18 protein-coding genes and 2 pseudogenes are annotated in these 18,515 nt (G+C 57.0%); 8 read left to right on the forward strand and 12 right to left on the reverse strand.

From position 1 onward, the window contains the following. Position 1: 1 nt before the first annotated feature. The gene (locus SM755_RS12630; RefSeq protein ID WP_323172970.1) at positions 2–193 is read right to left on the reverse strand and encodes a hypothetical protein; all 192 of its coding nucleotides are present in this window, start codon (positions 191–193) and stop codon (positions 2–4) included. Here SM755_RS12630 and SM755_RS12635 point away from each other — a divergent pair. Further along, entirely contained in the window at positions 183–1,235 is a 1,053-nt protein-coding gene (locus SM755_RS12635) for an ornithine cyclodeaminase family protein (protein ID WP_323172971.1), read from the forward strand. The two genes, SM755_RS12630 and SM755_RS12635, sit on opposite strands and share 11 nt — an antisense overlap. A 128-nt stretch (positions 1,236–1,363) precedes the next feature. Here SM755_RS12635 and SM755_RS12640 read toward each other — a convergent pair whose 3' ends face one another. The 3 genes from SM755_RS12640 to SM755_RS12650 form a co-directional block, all read right to left on the reverse strand. After that, positions 1,364–1,975 carry a hypothetical protein gene (locus SM755_RS12640; protein WP_323172972.1) on the reverse strand — a complete coding sequence of 204 codons (612 nt, stop codon included), beginning with the start codon at positions 1,973–1,975 and terminating at the stop codon, positions 1,364–1,366. Positions 1,976–2,110: 135 nt separating this feature from the next. Further along, positions 2,111–3,556: a sugar porter family MFS transporter gene (locus SM755_RS12645; RefSeq protein WP_323172973.1), complete on the reverse strand. Its 1,446-nt coding sequence runs from the start codon at positions 3,554–3,556 to the stop codon at positions 2,111–2,113. Positions 3,557–3,723: 167 nt separating this feature from the next. After that, the gene (locus SM755_RS12650; RefSeq protein WP_323172974.1) at positions 3,724–4,491 is read right to left on the reverse strand and encodes a DUF2071 domain-containing protein; all 768 of its coding nucleotides are present in this window, start codon (positions 4,489–4,491) and stop codon (positions 3,724–3,726) included. 289 nt (positions 4,492–4,780) lie between these two features. Between SM755_RS12650 and SM755_RS12655 the strand changes: the two genes are divergently transcribed. Continuing rightward, a complete protein-coding gene (locus tag SM755_RS12655) occupies positions 4,781–5,692 on the forward strand; it encodes a transcription initiation factor IIB family protein (RefSeq protein WP_323172975.1) in 912 nt (303 codons plus the stop codon). 93 nt (positions 5,693–5,785) lie between these two features. Here the strand turns inward: SM755_RS12655 and SM755_RS12660 are convergent, their stop codons facing one another. Both SM755_RS12660 and SM755_RS12665 read right to left on the reverse strand, forming a co-directional pair. Continuing rightward, positions 5,786–9,304: an LAGLIDADG family homing endonuclease gene (locus SM755_RS12660; RefSeq protein WP_323172976.1), complete on the reverse strand. Its 3,519-nt coding sequence runs from the start codon at positions 9,302–9,304 to the stop codon at positions 5,786–5,788. Between the two features lie 147 nt (positions 9,305–9,451). Continuing rightward, a complete protein-coding gene (locus SM755_RS12665) occupies positions 9,452–10,135 on the reverse strand; it encodes a DUF502 domain-containing protein (RefSeq protein ID WP_323172977.1) in 684 nt (227 codons plus the stop codon). Positions 10,136–10,395: 260 nt separating this feature from the next. Between SM755_RS12665 and SM755_RS12670 the strand changes: the two genes are divergently transcribed. After that, the gene (locus tag SM755_RS12670) at positions 10,396–11,550 is read left to right on the forward strand and encodes an ATP-binding protein (RefSeq protein ID WP_323172978.1); all 1,155 of its coding nucleotides are present in this window, start codon (positions 10,396–10,398) and stop codon (positions 11,548–11,550) included. A gap of 235 nt (positions 11,551–11,785) precedes the next feature. Here the strand turns inward: SM755_RS12670 and SM755_RS24380 are convergent. Continuing rightward, positions 11,786–12,007 (reverse strand): annotated as a pseudogene (locus tag SM755_RS24380) (site-specific integrase); the annotation flags it as partial. A gap of 9 nt (positions 12,008–12,016) precedes the next feature. On the opposite strand from SM755_RS24380, the gene SM755_RS12680 reads away from it, so the two are divergent. After that, entirely contained in the window at positions 12,017–12,241 is a 225-nt protein-coding gene (locus SM755_RS12680) for a MarR family transcriptional regulator (protein WP_323172980.1), read from the forward strand. Between the two features lie 1,361 nt (positions 12,242–13,602). After that, positions 13,603–13,917, forward strand: coding sequence for a hypothetical protein (locus SM755_RS12685; protein WP_323172981.1), 315 nt, complete (start codon positions 13,603–13,605; stop codon positions 13,915–13,917). 4 nt (positions 13,918–13,921) lie between these two features. On the opposite strand, the gene SM755_RS12690 is transcribed toward SM755_RS12685, so the two are convergent. After that, on the reverse strand, positions 13,922–14,755 hold the full coding sequence (locus SM755_RS12690; protein WP_323172982.1) for a hypothetical protein: 834 nt from the start codon (positions 14,753–14,755) through the stop codon (positions 13,922–13,924). Positions 14,756–15,097: 342 nt separating this feature from the next. Here SM755_RS12690 and SM755_RS12695 point away from each other — a divergent pair, with 342 nt between their 5' ends. Beyond that, positions 15,098–15,613, forward strand: a complete 516-nt coding sequence (locus SM755_RS12695; protein ID WP_323172983.1) for a type IV pilin — start codon at positions 15,098–15,100, stop codon at positions 15,611–15,613. Between the two features lie 95 nt (positions 15,614–15,708). Here SM755_RS12695 and SM755_RS12700 read toward each other — a convergent pair whose 3' ends face one another. After that, positions 15,709–15,885 carry a hypothetical protein gene (locus tag SM755_RS12700; protein ID WP_323172984.1) on the reverse strand — a complete coding sequence of 59 codons (177 nt, stop codon included), beginning with the start codon at positions 15,883–15,885 and terminating at the stop codon, positions 15,709–15,711. 120 nt (positions 15,886–16,005) lie between these two features. Between SM755_RS12700 and SM755_RS12705 the strand changes: the two genes are divergently transcribed. Continuing rightward, complete coding sequence (locus SM755_RS12705) at positions 16,006–16,134, forward strand: hypothetical protein (protein ID WP_323173240.1); 129 nt, start codon at positions 16,006–16,008, stop codon at positions 16,132–16,134. An 80-nt stretch (positions 16,135–16,214) separates the two neighbouring features. Here SM755_RS12705 and SM755_RS12710 read toward each other — a convergent pair. Further along, positions 16,215–16,603, reverse strand: a pseudogene (locus SM755_RS12710) (type II toxin-antitoxin system VapC family toxin). Beyond that, positions 16,600–16,752 (reverse strand): hypothetical protein, encoded by a 153-nt coding sequence (locus tag SM755_RS12715; RefSeq protein ID WP_006665045.1) that lies wholly within the window; start codon positions 16,750–16,752, stop codon positions 16,600–16,602. Before SM755_RS12715 ends, SM755_RS12710 begins: the two are co-directional and overlap by 4 nt. 323 nt (positions 16,753–17,075) lie before the next feature. Between SM755_RS12715 and SM755_RS12720 the strand changes: the two genes are divergently transcribed. After that, positions 17,076–18,017, forward strand: coding sequence for a M48 family metalloprotease (locus SM755_RS12720; RefSeq protein WP_323172986.1), 942 nt, complete (start codon positions 17,076–17,078; stop codon positions 18,015–18,017). Positions 18,018–18,217: 200 nt separating this feature from the next. Here the strand turns inward: SM755_RS12720 and SM755_RS12725 are convergent, their stop codons facing one another. Beyond that, positions 18,218–18,472 (reverse strand): hypothetical protein, encoded by a 255-nt coding sequence (locus SM755_RS12725; protein WP_323172987.1) that lies wholly within the window; start codon positions 18,470–18,472, stop codon positions 18,218–18,220. Positions 18,473–18,515: the final 43 nt, after the last annotated feature.

Consider the following 18,515-nt stretch of genomic DNA (forward strand, 5'->3'; position numbering starts at 1 on the left):
CTCACACCGCGATTTCGACCGCTATCACAACCGCTTGCGGCGGCCCATTTTCTGCCGTTTGCCGATTCGTCTCTGCACTCCCAACCGGATAGCGATCGCTCAATTCGTCGCTCGCGTCCACCGCGATCACGCCGCGACCACAGGAAGAATCACTTAAGGTGCCGCCCGCAATATTCGCGGATATGAACACCATTCTGCTGGATAGCGACGATGTCGACGAGAACATTCGGATGGGGGCGCTCATCGACGCAGTCGAGCAGGCCTTCGGCGCGTTCGAACGGGGAGACACCCAGATGCCGGCCAAGTCCTATATCGATTTACCCCAGTACAACGGGGACTTTCGCTCGATGCCGGCCTACCTGTCCGTTCGAGAAAGCGACGCTTCCTCGAGCCGATCAGGATCGCAGCGCGATGCTGACGATGCCGGTGGGTGGGACGCCGCCGGCCTGAAATGGGTCAACGTCCACCCGGACAACCCGACCGACCACGACCTGCCGACCGTGCTGGGGACGATGATCTACTCGGACCCCGAAACCGCGTTCCCGCTTGCGATCATGGACGGCACGACGCTCACGATGAAACGGACCGGAGCCGCCGCGGCCGTCGCGACGGATCATCTCGCCGTCTCCGATGCGACGAGTCTCGGCCTCGTCGGTGCGGGCGTCCAGTCGTACACCCAACTCGACGCGATCAGTGAAGTTCGTCCGATCGAGGAAGTCGTCGTCTCGGACCTCGACGACGAACGCGTCCAACGATTCATCGACGCCTACGACGACGAGTTCACCGTGCGCGCCGGCTCGATCTCTGAGGCCGGCCACTGTGACGTGCTCTCGACGGTGACGCCCGTCCGCGATCCGGTCGTCACACCCGAGGACGTCGGCGAGCACACGCATATCAACGCCATCGGTGCCGACGCCGAGGGCAAGCACGAACTCGCAGACGAGCTTTTGCAGGCGGCGACGGTCGTCATCGACGACCACGAGCAGTGCACTCACTCCGGCGAGATCAACGTGCCCTACACCGACGGCACGCTCACCGACGCCGACATCCACGCCGAACTCGGTGAACTCGTCATCGGCACGACGGACGGCCGCACGGCCGAGACGGATGTGACGGTGTTCGACTCGACGGGACTGGCGATTCAGGACGTTGCCGCAGCACACGTGGTGTACGAAAACGCGAGCGAGAGCGACAGCGGCTCGCGGTTCGGGCTGATCGATACGGACGTACAGTAACGGTAAGGAACGGAACTGTCGAGTGTCGGGTACCGGTTCCGTCTCCCGAACTGGGCGGCTCGTTCTCCCAGCACGCCTCTTCCCGATCGCAGTTCTAACCCATGTAGCAGCGACTCGCAACGGATCGTCTATGCCCCGAGTAATTCCGCGACGTCTATTCTCCGCTGTTTTCGGTCGGTAGCGACCGTAAACGACTCCAGCCAAATCTCCTCGCCGGATTCGATCGCCAACCCCGGCACAGCCCCGAATACGGCATCGAAATACGTCCGCACCGCACCGGCGTCCGGCACCGAGAGCAACGCGTCTTCGATCCGGTATACGGTATCGTCACTCTCACTCCGTTCCGCCGCTCCCCGATCCTCGTCAGCCCTCGGATGCAACTCCACCCGGAACGCCCACGGCGTCATCACGAACGTCCGCCGACTGTTCTGCCGAACGGACGAGCCGCGAGCGCGCGCCCGCTCGAGTGTCCCATCGAAATCCGAACTGCGAAGGCCGAGATGATCAATTCGGGGGCGTTTCCCGGGGGCGAGCGTGATATCGACGTTCCCGCGGCGATGGACCTGGAGCTTGAATCTGAACTCGTCCGGAACGTCGTCTTCGGGACCAAACGATCGACTCTCTCCACGAACCGTTCCGAAACGGCGCGTGCAGGGAAGGCCCTCTCGCTCGAGTCGCTCGGCCGCGCTCTCTACGTCGGGTGTATTGAAGTGGAGGTGAAACAGTGTTGGTCCGTCCATAGTCGAAGCAGGCGGGTAGTGGAGATAATGATATGGGGGTCGGGGAAAAGAGTGAACGGCGAACCGAGTACAGTGTGGATCAGTTCGGTTCGGTTTCGGTTGTCGTCTGTCCCTCTCGTCTAGCGTCGGTGGCCGTCAGTCGTCCGTTTGAACGGCGTCGGTCCGGTCTGTTTCGCCCGGATCGGTTCCGATGGCGGTATTCCGGAGGTCGGCCTCGATTTCCTCGAGCGAACGCCCCTTCGTTTCCGGAACGAGCCGGTAACAGAAGACGAGGGCGATGAGCGAGAGGATGCCGTACAGCCAGAAGGTTCCGGATTCGCTGATGATGTCGACGAGACGGAGGAACGTGAGCGAGACGAGCAGGTTTGCGGCCCAGTTGAGTACCGTCACGACGCCCATCGCGATGCCGCGAACCTCCATCGGATAGATCTCCGAAATGAGCAGCCAGAACGCCGGCCCGAGACCGATGGCGAAAAACGCCACGTACAGCATCAGGCTGCCGGTCGCGAGCACACCGAGTCCGCCCGAGAGGCCGGGCAGATAGTAGACGAGGCCGGCGATGCCGAGCGTCGCCGTCATTCCGGCGAGCCCGGTTAGAAGCAGCGGTCGGCGACCGGTTCGGTCGATCAACGCCACCGCGACGGCGGTCATGATGACGTTGACGACACCGATTGCGACGGTTGCGAGGATCGAGTTCGTATCTCCGAACCCGGTCGACTCGAGGATCCGTGGGGCGTAGTACATGACCGCGTTGATCCCGGTCACCTGCTGGAATATCGCCAGTCCGCTGCCGACGACGAGCATCGGAACGATCCACGGTTGGAACAGATCGCGCAGGCCCCCGGTTTCGCTCTGGATCGTTTCGGTGATTTCGCGCAACTCGGCGTCGATCTGGCCTTCGGTTCGAATCCGCGAGAGCACGTCGCGGGCGGTCTCCTCGTCGCCGTGTTCGTAGAGCCAGCGCGGGCTCTCGGGCATGAACAGCATACCGATGAACAGGATCGCTGCGGGGACCATCCCGAGCCCGAGCATCCAGCGCCACTCGCCGCCGCTCGAGAACGCGTAGTTCACGATATAGGCGATGAGGATTCCGCTCGTAATCGTCAGTTGGTTTAACGCCACTAGCGACCCGCGGATCTTCGGCGGTGCGATCTCCGAGATATACAGCGGTCCGACAACGGAGGCGAAGCCGACGCCAACGCCGTCGAGGATACGACCGACGATCAGTACCTCAGTGGTCGGCGCAATTGCCATGATGAGCGAACCGACGAAGAACACGACGGCCCCGATCAGGATGAGCCGCCGCCGTCCGAGTCGATCCGCCAGTCGGCCGCCGAGTGCGGCACCGACGATCGCTCCGACCATCGCGCCGCTAACGATCACCCCTTCGACGAGAGACGGGTGGATCGACTGGCCGAATAACACCGTTATGTCGAACGTGTCCTTGATGTACAGCATTGCACCGGAAATCACGCCGGTATCGAACCCGAATAGAAGGCCGTTGAGCGCAGCTAACCCCGCAACTACGTACACGAACGAGTTCTGATTCCCGGAGGCTGTGTCTGTCTCTGAGAGTGCCATCGATTGTGTGCCATAATAATTATCTCGGATGATAGTAACATATCTATCGATCTCGGCAGGAACCACTCAATGCCGCTACAAATACGTCTACCGAGTAGCATACCCGCCCACAATACAGGTTCTACCGGCGGAATTCTGGCATCTGGTTCTCTTATCACCGGCCCCGTTCAGCGTCGGCGTGGAATCGAGCCCGTCATCTCGAGTTCGTCGCAGTAGTAGACGAGTGGTTCATCGCGCGTCGGTGCCAACCCGAGCGCGTCGAGTATCGTATTCTCGGTGATGGTCACCTCGGCCGGCTGGAGCGGCCACGGATCGTGTGCGACTTCGCCGACCAGCACACTGTCGCGATTCGGCGCATAGAACCGCCGCCGTTCGGTCAGCCAGTGTTTGAGTGTTCCCGAATCGGGAGTCGCGATCGGTCCCGTTGGGCGATAGGTCGCGGCGAACCAGGGCGGTTCCGTATCACCATCCGCACTCGCATCCACATTCGCGTTCGCCCCTCTCGTTGCCTCGGGTTTCCGCTCAGATCCGATCGCGTCCTGAAATCGTCGCTGCCAACTGGATGCTTGCAGTCGCCGACTCGAAAACCGAATGCCCTCACTGCCGCCACTGACGTGCATCTCCGCGGGGAAAACCGGGAGTCGAGTGAGCAATCCGGCGACGCTTGCGAGGAGGTGCTGGCCGACATCGACGCTGAAAAAGTACAGCCCCGGATCACCGCGGTACGTCACGTACGTCCGAACGTTGAGTTCCGCAAACGCGACTCGCGTACTCGCCGGCGTCCCGCGGAAACCGACGTTCGTGAGCACGAACGGGAGCACGCTAAGCCACGCCGTGCCGTCCCGGGTGTCGACCGTCAACTCGGACGGAACGTGGGGCCGAATCCGCTCGGGATCGATCGGCCAATTCACGAACAGTCCGTGTCGCAACGTCATCGATCCAACGTGTGGCAGCCACCGTCCTGATCTCGGCGTGTGCGGGGACTGATGCCGTCTCGCCTGTGTTCCTCTCATCTCGATCCCTGATTCTGTCCGTCCACTCCACTGAACAGATGCATAAAACGACCCGTTGTCTGTCAAAACCGGTGGCCGTTCAGCGCTCTTTTTTAACCTCTCCTCTTTCTCGAAAACCTGTTCCGTTCCGCTACAAACTCTCTTGTTTTTCTATACTTCGATTATTTTAAATAGTCCCGACCACTCAACACAATATGAAGATTACTTACCGATGGCACAATCCGATTCGTCTCCGACCTGTCCGGAGTGTGGTGGGTTCCTCCGACTGACAGCTACCGAAACCGTCTGTGAGGACTGTGGACTCGTTCTCGGCGAAGACCCGATCGATCGCGGTCCCGAGTGGCGCTCGTTTGCGGACGACGACACCGACCGTCGTCGAACCGGTGCGCCGCTGACCCGTTCTCGACACGATCGCGGTCTGTCGACGAAGATCGGCTACGGTACTGACTCGGTCTCCGACCATAGTACCCGCATTACCGGTCGGAAACGGCGACAACTCTCGCGCCTCCGCCGTGAACACACTCGAGCCACAATCTCGTCGAAAGCCGAGTACAACCAGGTTCTCGGCTTCACCGAAATCAAACGGATTACGGCACGACTCTCCCTTCCCGACTGCCTCCGTGAACAGGCCTGTGCGCTGTTCGACTCCGCCCAGTCCGAAAATCTCCTGCAAGGCCGGTCCATCGAAGGCTTTGCGGCTGCCTGCGTCTATGCGAGTTGTCGGGTTCGATCGCTCCCCCGAACGATCGACGAAGTCGTCACCATCGCCGCCGCCACCGAGGCGGAACTTAAAGCCGCATACGACGCGCTTAACCGTGATCTTGGCCTTCCAACTGGCCCGATCGATCCCGGTCAATACCTCCCGCGTTTCGCCTCGAACCTCGATCTCGACACAGCCGTCGAGCGTCGCGCTCGCGAGCACCTGGATGCCCTCGTCACCGCCAACCGCATCGGCGGCCGCAATCCAAGCGGCGTCGCCGCTGCCTGCCTCTACAAGGCTGCTTGTGACTGTCCGCACACCGAATCGATCACGCAAACCGCCGCTGCCGAAGTCGCCGATGTCGCAACGGTAACGATCCGCTCGACACTCACTGAACTCCGCTCGCTTTCTGCTGACTCCTGATCGGTCCCGCCTCGTCCTCCTCGCTCGTCCGCCCGACCTCGTGTTCTTTCGACCGTCTCGAGCGCTGCCGCCGCATTCCGGCTCGTGGGACTATTACGTCGTTCGCAACGTGTCCATACTCGGCTCGTACACCTCTCCTTTCTGCTTTAGCTTCTCGATCTCGTGCTCCGCCTTCGATTGATCCAGTCCGATCTCTTCGGCCCGCTCCATGACGATATCGACCGGCGCACCCTCGTCGTATTCCTCCTCGATATCGCTGATGAGTTGCTTGAGATTCTTGATCCGATCGCGTTGGGACTTCGATGTCCCCGCCTCGACGATGTCCGCATCGAACTCGCCCGTCTCCGGGTCCACCCCCACGTCCTGGAGACACGAGCGAACGATCTCGATCACCCGCTCCGCATCCGACTGCTCGACGGTATCCGACAGCCGAACTCGTGCACTCGCCTCCGAGAGGCGGACCAGTGCCTCGAGTTTTCGCGCCGTGACGGGGACGGCCGCGTCTTCGTCGGTCCCCTTCGAACGAAGGTTGACGTAGAAGTCTCGGATCGCCTCGCGAGCTTCCTCGGTCATCCGCGGGTGACAGTTCTGCTTGGCGTACGCGATGTACTTCCGGAGGAGTTCAGCGTCGATTTCCGGATCGACCTGCTCGGTCATCTCCTCGAGTTCACCCTGGCTGACGTCGAGGTTGGTCATCTGTTCGCGCTGGGTGGTCAGTTCGCCGGCGTAGTTGGTGGTGAGGATGTGCTCTGCGAGGTTGCGGTCTTTCTCCTCGTCGGGGGTGTCCGTGACGGTGAAGATGAGGTCGAACCGCGAGATGAGTGCCGGTTCGAGGTCGATCTGTTCGCTGATGGGTTCGTACTGATCGAAGCGACCGTACTTGGGGTTGGCCGCCCCGAGGAGCGAGCAGCGGGATTTGAGGGTGGCGTTGATGCCGGCCTTCGAGACAGAGATTTTCTGCTGCTCTAAGGCCTCGTGCATGGCACTCCTGTCTTCCGAGCGCATCTTATCGAGTTCGTCAACGGCTGCAATGCCCTGATCGGCGAGGACGAGTGCGCCGGCTTCGAGTGTCCACTGCTGGCCGTCGCCGAAGTCGTCTCTGACGGCTGCGGCCGTGAGGCCGGCGGAGGATGAGCCTTTCCCGGAGGTGTAGACGGAGCGGGGCGCAATGTTCTGGATGTAGCCGATCATCTGTGAGTTGTGCGAGATGATGCCGTTCGAGACGTAGTTGTGGGTCCCGTCGATTTCGAGATCGTATACCCACTCGTAGGTAGGTTCGATACTGTCGATAGACTCGATTCGGTCCCAACAAACGTCCCCATCGACGTACTTTTCTAGAGCATTGATGCTTGCTCGTACAGAACCTCCATCAGGGACGGCAACATCTTCACTTCGAGTTCCTTTCGCCGGCAAAGCATCTTTGAAAGCAGTAAGAACCGTTCGAAGACCGGTCCGACTCGGGTTTTTTGACTCTCGTTCGTAGTTTTGATACGTTGATCGCGGAAGACCGCATTCTGCCTGTGTGAGCGAGAGAGATTCTCGAATCTGTCGAAGTTCAGAACCGATATCGGGAACGATGGCAAGATTGGTATTCCCTTTTGTATCGGCGTACTGCTCAGCAGCTTGTCGTTTTCGCTGCGTCACGAATCCAATCTCAGTCACGTACTTTGCAAATGCATCGCCACTTATTCTGAGTCGATAGCTGTCGTTGTGTCGCTCATGAATCTGTGAGCGGATACCGACGGCTAGCAACAACGTTCGAATATCTTCGAGAAGATTACGACTTGTTGAAGCGACAGTTATCTCTCGCTGGGATTCAGAAACATGGCCTTCGCCTTCGATAAACGATTTCAGGAACTCCGATTTCGTCCGGTCGGTGGCTGCGAAAATAGCATCCGGAACACGTTGCTTAGCGGACGACTCAAGAATACACGGTTCGAGGGTCTTGAGGAAGCTTACGAACTCTCCCGCTGAACAGAGCACTTCACGCGCCTCTTTAGCCTCGTGCGGGTCCCGCTCCGTCACGTTGAGACCGAGGCTTTCTAACGCGTTCGTTGCATCGTCCAGTACTTCTTGGTCGTTATTTGTAACTGAAACGAATCCCGTATTGTTGTCTCGTTGTTCGACATACCCTTTTGCAATGATGTATCCGATTAGTCGAGCCAGTGACGGCGTCCATTTTTCTGGTAACTCGAGTTGAACCGCATTTCGAGACTGTGAACGTCGGAACGTAACGTCAAGCACATCGTTTCCTTCTGTCTCGATACATCGGGGTGCAGCCACAAACTGCCCTTCTGTGAGATCGTCTGCAACGGTTGGCTCGAATCTCCCATCTTGCTGTACGAACAGCGGATGTGACGGCGTTACTTCGAGTTCACGCCCACTCGAGGTCCGAATTCGATACATCTGCTCGGGTGCTTCGCGCTTCCAGACCTTCGTCGCACGTTGTGATGCGACTGTGCCATCGTCCTGCAAAGACGGGACGTCGAAGTCAACCTCGTCCCACCAGCCGTCGTCGATTGGCTTCGGATTGTCGAGATTCGATTCGACGAGTTCGCGGATCGGCACGTCTCGTCCGTCTGTGAGCGTTACCTTCGTGTCCCCGCGAACACACTTACCGGTACCCGGATCGCCGATCAGCAGCATGTGCAGGTCCCCGCGGATCCGCGACCCGTCGGGTAAGTGCTTCGTGACGCCGGAGAACAACTGGAGTGTCATCGCGAGTTTTTCCTGCTCGTAGCCGTAGATGGAGGGCGCGATGGAGGCGACCATCTGCTCGTAGACCTCCTCCTGGTTCGAAATCTCGTAGATTTCCTTCTTGTCCTCGTCGGTGATGTCCATGTCCTCGAACTGTTCTTCGTCGATGTCGACGGACATCCCCTCCATGTAGAAATCGAACACCGGCGTCTTCTCGCCCTGATTGCTCTGCTGTTCGAGTCGCAATACCCCGGTTGCAGAGACGTGGTCGCCGGGCGTTACCTCGCCGGTGATATCGTCCTCGACGTGTATGTCGAGTGACTGTGGCGTCTCACCACCGCGGAGCCCTTCGGGACTCTCCTGAATCCGAAGCTTCTGGGAGTCGACGAACTCGGACTGGTCGAAGTTAACCTTGAACGGTCCCTGTCGCTCGCAGCCCTGGCACTCGTGGGGTTCCTGGAAGTCACCGCTCGATTGGGGAACGCGGCTGAGGGTGCCACAGAGCTGGCATTCGAAGGCTGCCTCTTCGATCTTCGGGCGGACGTCCGTCGCCTTGCGGACGATGCCGTGGACCTCCACGAGCGAGTTCATGTCGCGGGCGCGGATCTCGCGTATTTCGGGGGTCTCCGTCTCGGGCAGGTTTTTGATGCGGACGTGGGCCTGGCCAAGGCTGACGTCGATCGGGAGGTCGTAGAGGCGAAGCGCTTCCTCGGCGTAGCGCTGGAGTTGCTCCGGTTGGGCTAAGACGTCGTCGGCCAAATCGGGATCGAATCGGTAGAGATCCTGCCAGTCGATGTGAAGCGACCGCTGTTCGTTGGGATACTGCTGCGCAAGCTGCTTGATCTCGTTGTCGTAGTAGTTGCGGAAGAACTGCTCGAATGCGTCGACGAGTTCAGAATTTCCCGCTTGCGCCATTACACTGTGGTAGGGCTGCCTTCGGGTATAAATGGTTGCAAAGCAGATCGAAACTGGTAGCGGTGAGTCTCACTGTGGCTGACGTGCGGTGCGAAGATCGGATGATAGCGGGTGTCGATGGTTCTCTGCCGTCTATCTGTTTCCCTATTAAACCGGTGATTCGGAGGGGGTGGACGGTTCGGTCTCCACCTCGGTTCCGATTTCGTTGGAGGCAACGCCTAGCGTCGCGATGGATCGAATGGCCTCTTCGACGGTGATATCCACGTCGTAGACGTGTTTCGCAGGCATGTGCATGACAAAGCCGTTCGTCGTCGGATTTGGTCCGAGCGGAACCATGACCGTCACCATCGCGCCGCTGTCGAGTTGATCTTCGATCGCGGATGGCGTCGTTGCGGTGAGAAAGGCGAGCGTGTAGGCGTCTCTGTGAGGGAACTTGACGAGTTTCACGTCCTTGAACTGGCCCGTCTCGTCGTCGAGCAACAGCCGACTGGCCCGGCGGACGCTCTCGTAGACGGTGCTGATGCCGGGAACGGTTTCCATCGTGGCGTGAACTCGTTTCGAGATGTATCGTCCGGGGGTGTAGTCCACGATAATACCGACGAGGAGGAAGAAGGCAACCAGCGACGTAAGCGTGACAAGTTGAACGACTGCAGTCGGTGGATCGTTCGGGAGCGTGTAAATGATTCCGTCGACGACGGGCGAGAGAACGCTGCGGACGAAATCGACGACGAGCAAGATAACGAGCGTCATCACGAGTGGAATCGTCACGGCGACACCGTTGACGAGCCATCGTTTAAGCGCGGTCCGAACGCGAGTTCGACGAGCCGTCATGCGTGTCGCGTGTACTGTGGGCGGGGGTAGTCGTTCGGCTTGCAGGAGTCCCCGTCGGTACGGGTACGCAACCGCACAGAACCGCCTTCCTGTCTCCCTTTCTGCGCACACGAGTCACATTGGTCAGTCCGTTTCCCGCGGTCGTCTCTCGATCGCATTCCACGACGGCCCTTTCCGACGAGCGTTCGAACCGACACCGAACAGGTAACATCCGATTAACACACAAGGGCTATAATCACCGTCAATCCACACGTATCATTATGCTCCCATGGGATCGCTTGAGATCCGTTACCAGTGGGAGAACCGTAATTATCGTGCTCGGTGGCCTGTACCTCGCACTTGCCGGAATCTGGGTATCCCTGCCGGTTGCCCAGGAACTGTCCCTCTCGAGCATCCTCATCGTCTCCAGTTTCATCGCCGGGCCCGGCATCGTCCTTCTCGGCGGCGGGTATCGATTGCCCCGGACTGACATTCACCCGCGATTCTACGCCACTATTGCGGGCTGGTGTCTCGTCGGCATCGGGGTGATGCTCGCCATTCTCGTGCTCTACAACCTCCAGCCCGGTCCGGCGATCTCTAACCCGGTCCGATCCGTTCTCATCCTCACTGGATTCAGTTCTGTCGCCGGATACGGCGTCGGGACCTACGCTGCACAGGCGAAAACACACGCCTATCGGCTCGAACAGCAAAACCGCCTTCTCGAACGAACCCAGGCGCAACTCGAGGCATCGAACGAACGGCTCGAACAGTTCGCGTACGCGGCCTCCCACGACCTTCAAGAGCCGCTCCGAATGGTATCGAGCTATCTGCAACTTATCGAGCGTCGCTACGGGAGTGAACTCGACGAGGACGCCGACGAATTTCTTGGCTACGCGATCGACGGCTCGGAACGAATGCGAGCGATGATCGAGGGATTACTCGAATACTCACGCGTCGATACGCGGGGCGAATCGCTCGAACCCGTTGCTCTCGACGAGGTGCTTGCGACCGTTCGAAAGGATCTCGAACTCCAACTCGCCGAGACTGGCACCACTATCGAAACCGAGGAACTACCGCGCACTGTGGGCGATAAGAGACAGTTACGACAACTCTTCCAGAACCTGCTTTCGAACGCGATCGAGTATAGCGGCGACGAGCCGCCCCGGATCAGTATTTCCGCGAAACGCGATGCTGACGAGTGGGTCATCTCGGTTCGAGATACCGGCATCGGAATCGATCCCGCGGATCAAGATCGTATCTTCGACGTGTTCCAGCGGCTCCACACCCATGAAGAAACGTCAGGGACGGGAATCGGGCTCGCCCTCTGTAAGCGGATTGTCGAACGCCACGGCGGCGAAATTTGGGTTGATTCTACACCCGGCGACGGATCGACGTTCTCGTTTTCGTTACCAGCAGTAACCGATCGTCCACAGTGATCACGCGGCGACCGCAAACCCGTAACTATCCCTGAAGACGGCTCCGTGAACTGCCGACTATAGCACCGACCACAACGATTCTCACACCGCCGCACAGCCGTCGTACGATCGGTTTTAATGACTGTCGCTCATGAATTTGTTCACGACAACAATATGGGATCGCCCGGATAGGTACTAGGACGATTTTTGCCGGGCTGTACCGCGATCGAACTGCTGAATTTCGTCGTCATGTCTCTCATTCGATTTCGAGCTTTTCGAGGTGCGGACGCCGCCGAAGCTCCATCCGCTCGCGCTTGGTCGCCTTGTCGTAGTACCGATCGATAACGTCCTGCGAAGCGTTCACCCGTTCCGCCGTCACCTCTCGCGGAACACCGCGATCCTGATGCCAAGCGATCGAACCGGTTCGAACGTGGTGCGGCGACCTCGCCGAAGGGCACTTGCTCGCGTGGGTGTGACTCTTTCGTGGATGACGCAGGCTGATGACCGCATTCTCGAAACCCTCTCAGACAGCGGCCTGATCCTCTCACCCCGAGTTCTTGCGGTCAACACCGACTACTCGCGGCACTACCTGAGCACGCAGCTCGGAAAATTGCGCGACGCCGAACTCGTCGATCGCGTCGACGAGGGACTGTATCGGATCACTGATCACGGGCGCGCGTATCTCGCAGGTGAACTCGACACCGAGATCTAGAAGGACAGCCGTGACAACATTAACACAATAAGTGCCATTCCAACCAAACGATAGAGCCAGACTTCTTTTTTAGATAGTTTAGACGAGTTGCCACGGAGGTATCGTAAGTCAAAACGATGCATCGTTTGTGGGACAGCAATATAGGCCAACCCGAGTACTACTGATACGACCGCAGCAATTTGAAGTAGAATACCCATGAAATATAGTCTCTCCGTCTGAGAGTTAAGAACAATGGATTCATATGAACTCTCTTCTGCAGACAGGCTACAGGAGAAATCTGATCAATTCATAGTCGAACTTTCCATACTATCCAGGATGTTTATTTCATCTATCTTTTATGGTAAATTGCCCGCTAAATAGGTCTACAAATTGAGCACCTACGAGTTTGGCGATGCAGGAGCGAAGGAATGGATGAGAAGAACTATACTGACAACAATGAGAAGCAAACCAATATCATCAGAACCTACATAAACAAATAAAAAGGCCAAGACGGCAGTCGTCATAGAGGCTACAGCAGAACGTATTGAGTTTAAGTAGAACACAATCCAGGTGGCGTCTTCATCACGCATAATTCGAAATTGAGTCTACCAGTTGATATCTGTTCGGAATTTCTGCCATTAGGGATTAGTATGCAATTTGCCGTATGAAGCGATACGTTTGCCCCTGTGAGGATGGCATAGAACAGTCCGCATGGCGTTCTTTTCACCCAATCTGGAGCGAACCATCCGTTCACTACACTTGCTTATTGACTGGATGACTGATTACCTGTAAGAGACAGATAAGTCTCACCAAATAAGATGAAGGCGATAATACCGGCGAGAACGACCCATGTTCCGCCACTATCCAATGTAGACAGTAGAACTACGACGACTATTCCAGCGATGAAGAACAGAAGACGTGATTTGAGTGAATCGCTATTGGAGGGCTGGTTAGACATTATTCCCGATATAGTGTCTAGCATTAAAAGTCTATATCAAATCGAAGCTATGGCCTCACACCGGGCTATACTTCCTGAACCGATCGATTTGTGGGCATATTGTACTCTTGTTTGTCGGGTAGTCATAGAGAGGGTATGGGTACTGTTCGATGACACGCTCACGTGTACTTATCTCTCGTCGGGGAGTCGCGGAGATGGTATGTGAACCGTTCTATGACACCCTCGCCACTCCAAACAAATCTCTGATCAATTCGTAGTCGAACTTTCCACACTATCCAGAGTGTTGGTTCCACTCTCTTTTACGGTGGACTGACCACTTACTAGTCCTGCAAATTTATCGCTGACACAGAAAAGTTGATAACATTTTCAACAATTATTGACACTTGTGACTATGGATCTAACTCGGTTATTGAAACCACTGGTGATGGATACCGGCGTATTGGGGCTTCTGACCGTTGGGCTCGTGTACGCTCTCACCTATTCCGGGCCGTACATCATCGGACTGGCTGCTCTCGGGGTTCTGTTCGTCGCACTCGGCGGTGGCGCTGCTGCACAGGCCCCTGCCGGAGGGTCGGGATACAATGACGATTCAGGGTTACACCTGATGGGGGACGATATGGATCTCTGGCCGGGGTCATCCCCGAACCTCTCAGTTCGGGTGCGACTTCTCTTCTACGGGATCGGGCTCGTCGGCTGGAGTCTAATCGTACTCGGGCTGTTCTCGTCATCGCTCCACTGACCCGCTATTCCGATGTCGTTGCCGGCGTTCGATACCGCGGCTGTAGCCCAAGTGAGCGCGCAGCGGCGGCCGAGATCGTCACCTGTTGTTCACCTACGGTCACCGCTTCTTTCGAAACGTCTTCGATAAGCACAGCCAGCTCGTCGAGATAGGACTGCGGGCGTTCTTCCTGAATATGGACCGTATCCTTGTCTCGATGGTGGATCGCTCGGTTTGCAAGATAGGCGAGGACGAACATTTCGCGTGTCTCGTATGGGGCTTCCTCGAGATACCACGGAAGCGTTAGATCCTCAATTTCGGTCTTCGAACCGAGCGGCGCGCCCAACACGGCGAGCGTTCGGCCGAGTACAGTCGCATCCTCCGTTGGCCGAACCTCTGTTGCGCGGCCCGCATCATCGTCGTGGTAGAACTCGAATCCCAGTCTAGTTTCCTCAAGCACGTCGATCACGTGCGAGCGCCGGTGGCGGTGATTGAGCGCAAACCACGGCTGGTACCGTTCAGCATCGATCGACCCACCCGAGAAGATATTCGCGACGAGCGTGTTCAGTATCGTGAACTCGGTATCTTGGTACGTTGCGTCGAGCCACCCGTAGTCCCGGGCAGTTTCGATTCCTCGAACCGGGTCTGGCTTACTCTTGTTCTCGGTCCATGGGCGAACTCGCGACCGTGGGATATCGAGTGCCGTCGAGATCGCATAGGAACCGTTGTCTGGGTGGTGACTCGCGTAGCGCATAACCGCCTGGTAGTCGAGAACGACGGTCCACGGATCGGCATACGCACCCCCATCGTAGGTGCGCGCAAGGTCGCGCTCGTCGATCACCGGCTGGTCCCACTCCATGGATGGTAGTTTGAGTAAATCGACAAAATTCTTGCCGTCGACACTATCAGATGTGAGAATGCAAGACGGCGTGGGTTCAAGGGAGTGCTGTAAGCTCTCTTCACGGCCTTGATTATCAGATCTGAAACTCATGGAGTACCTGATGTGACCCGAAAGAGTACACTATCGATTAGTTATATATACCGGTACTCCACTGGTTGCTATCAGCACCGGAAGACGACGAGAAGACGACGATCGAGGCTGCGATTTCCAACCCCCTCGAACGTCACTGGACGCCTACCAGGGTATCTGGAATAAGTCTTCTCACCGTTGGTGGGTGCGCAAACGAAACCAAAGCAAACAATGGATCTTACAAAATACCGCGCCAAGCTGATTGGCAACGAAGAAGAGCGCGCCGTATCGCCCGTTATCGGAGTTATTCTGATGGTTGCAATTACCGTCATTCTCGCGGCTGTGATTGCAGCGTTCGTGCTGGATATGGGTGACAGCATTGGTGATTCTACACCAAATAGTCAGATTGGATATGAATCAAATGCTGCGTGGGATGGTAGTAGTGGTAGTGTTGAGGTACTTGGTACCTTCAATCATGAAGGTGGTGACGAAGTTGAAGCAGATGAAGTTGAAGTTCAACTCGAGTCAGACAGTGGAGAAGTTACGTTAGACGCAAATAATGGCTTCTCTAGTGGTGACGTGGAAATGCCCAACTTTGACACCGGAGATACATTCACTGTTGGTGACTCTCTCGATATTGAGGCTCTTGACGGCAGTGAAATTTCATCTGGAGACGATTATGAAATAACAATCATTCACAACCCAACAGACACTATCCTAAATAGTGAGGAAGGAACGGCCCCATAACATCTAAAATTCATCAAAACTGTACCACTCATTATCAAGTGAAGGTACAACAGGCATATTATCTTCTTTCGCTATTATAACGACATATTCCCAATTCATTTTCCAATTATTTCAAGTATCCATTCGCCCTCGGCGACATGGCGAATGTGGATGTGGTGCTCGTCTCGTAGGTCGCCATTCTCATCGAGCAGTCCCTCAACACGAAGATCGTCCTTTGGAAGCGTTACACCGAGCGAGTTCTGATCGAGTTTTCGGAGTTTGTTCAGTACCATATCCGGCGGGCAACCCGCCTTCGTATAAGGTTGGTGACTATCGGCGATACCAAGGTGTCACCAAGGCTGTACCACGGTTTTGCTGAGGTTTTCGTGCAGGGAGGTTCCACGCGGGGAAGTATGATACTCAGCCTACCACAGAAGTACGTTACTGACACGATTCGTCGGGAAGACGGTATTGACGCGACAGACAGCGTGCTCGCGCCGATCTTCGTCCTGGCGTCGTTCTCGGTATACCTACTTCGCTGACACGGCGGCGGTGATCACCGTGGGACCCAGCAGGCCAAAATCTCTATCGACTCTATTTTCTAACCGGTATCTCCAGCTCTTTAGACGATTTCTTGTGGTTGTTTTGCCCTGTGCTCTCGCAGTTCGCCATCGAACGAGACGAGTGTCGCATCGATGGCGTTCGCTGCGGCAAGAACAATCGCGTCCATCGGGTACAGAAGGGTTTCCTCTTGCAATTGATTTGCCGCAACCATATCCGACGCATCGGGGAACGTAACCGTCGCTCGCGAACTAATTCGCTGCTCGATTTGATCGACACGGTCCCGTTCGATCTTCTTCTTTTTCGTGAGCACGGTTCGGAGTTCCATGAGATTCAATACAGATGTATAGGTCTCATCGAACTCGTTGAGTGCACGGACGGCGGTATCGGACCGCTCGGTGTCCTTTGTAACAGCAGAACAATGACGTTTGTATCGAGAAAGAGCTTCATAACCGCTCGCGAACGTCCCGTACTTCTTCGACAGCGTCCACTTCAACGTCAACGGCTAACTCGTTGAGGGCGTCCCCCAGCGGAACCTCTTCGTCGTCCTCCGGATCACCGGCCATGAACTCAGCGAAGTCGTCGGTAGTGAGGCTCATACTCCATGATTCCACCGCTGGTTGCAAAAGGTTGCTGGTGATTCAAACACAACGTGTGTTGGAGTTCCAAACATCGATAGGGGATCACTGGAGGAGTCATAGAGCGATTCGCACACGTTTCCTTTCGTCCCTTCTGGACTGAATAGACTGCTCCCTACACCTGCTTATTGACCGCCGAGATTCCTATCAATCAGTGACTCTCTTCGAGAAGTCGTGATGAAGACAGGGCGCATATGCGGCACAGACTGAGAGCAGTAGTACTTCCACCGACGAGAACGATTAGGAGTCGAACTGTTTTTTGCTTCGCCGGGTGATGGCCTGATATGCGACTGACAGGACCAATCGGTCTGGCCGTCCGTGCCATTCTCGCGGCCGTTATCACTGTCGGGGCGTTGCTCGTGAGCGCATATACGGTCACGGTCTTCGTTGCAGCGTTCCTCATAGTCCTCCCGATGCAACTCGGGCTGCTAGAGTTCACTGAGACGCGATTCCTGTGGGCGCTCGCCGCCGGCTCCGTCCTTTCCCTCCCCTGCTTTGCACTCGTCATCGGCCACACAATCAGGCGAGAGCGACAGCATCTGCTCGAGGAAACTGTTAGCGCCGACGCAGTCGACGCCGAAACGGCCCGGAAACTCGAGGCTACGGCGACGCGACTTGGCATACAGTTTGGTGTCGTTACGCCCGAGGTCCGACTACATCCGTCGGATGAACCACTTGCGTACACGACGTACGGACCGACTGATCCCGTCGTCGCCATTCGACGGCAGGGGACGCCGTTCGTGGTGGTTTCAAGAGGACTCGTCAGAACGCTCTCGAAGACGGAAATCGAGGCCGTGCTCGCCCACGAGTTTGCACATGTGGGGAACGACGATCTGCAGTTGACCTCGTGGCTACTCGTCCCGCTGTTCGCCGCCGAGTTCGTCTACGAGAACGACGAGGACGAGAAGTGGCAATTCGATCCATTCGGCTGGACGCTCATGGCCGTCGCGCTCGTCGGTCTGGGGGTGTTCTCTCGCGGCCGTGAACTCGCTGCGGATCGAGCTGCAGTCGAGGCAACCGGCAATCCGGGCACGCTCGCGTCGGCTCTCGAGCGCCTCGCTGAGCGTCGCTCGCGACGACCAGCGATGGACCTCCGTCACACTCGGTCGCGAAGCGCAGTCAACGTCCTGCCGACACTCGACGGAGACGGCGATCCGGGTGGTTTTCGTGCGATGCATCCCCCGCTTGAGGTGCGCCTCAAGCAGCTTCGGTCGGTGGCTGCCTGACCGGAGTCGGGACGCCGGTCCGAAGTAGCTCTGGTGTAACAAACGGAACTGTCGTGCTGTCCTCTGAATGTTGCGCGCTGTTTTTGACAGTTGACGTATGAGTCATATTGTATTGCGATACGTCGCCCATCTGTATTTACCGTTTGTTGGGTAGTCATAGGATGGATATGCGAACCGTCATATGACACCCTCGACGTAGTCTATTCGGTGTTGACGACGATCTCGGTGTTGACCTCGAAATTCACTGCTCTCGTCGATAACGCCTCGGCGATCTCCCGGCGCTGCTCGAGCGTCAGATCATCACGGGCGAGCACCTGTCGAACCGCCTGGACGAAATGCGGCGCGTCATCGCAGGCACTTACGACCGCCTTGGTCTTGTTACAGTCGTAGAAGTCTGCTGCGCGTTCGATAGCGTCTCGTCGATACGCATGATCGCCATCGGTTCGGATTCGCATACTCGTACACACGACCCCCAAAATCCTAGTTTTTTCGACTCAC

The organism is Natrialba sp. PRR66 (assembly GCF_034808065.1).
GTDB classification, from domain to species: domain Archaea; phylum Halobacteriota; class Halobacteria; order Halobacteriales; family Natrialbaceae; genus Natrialba; species Natrialba aegyptia.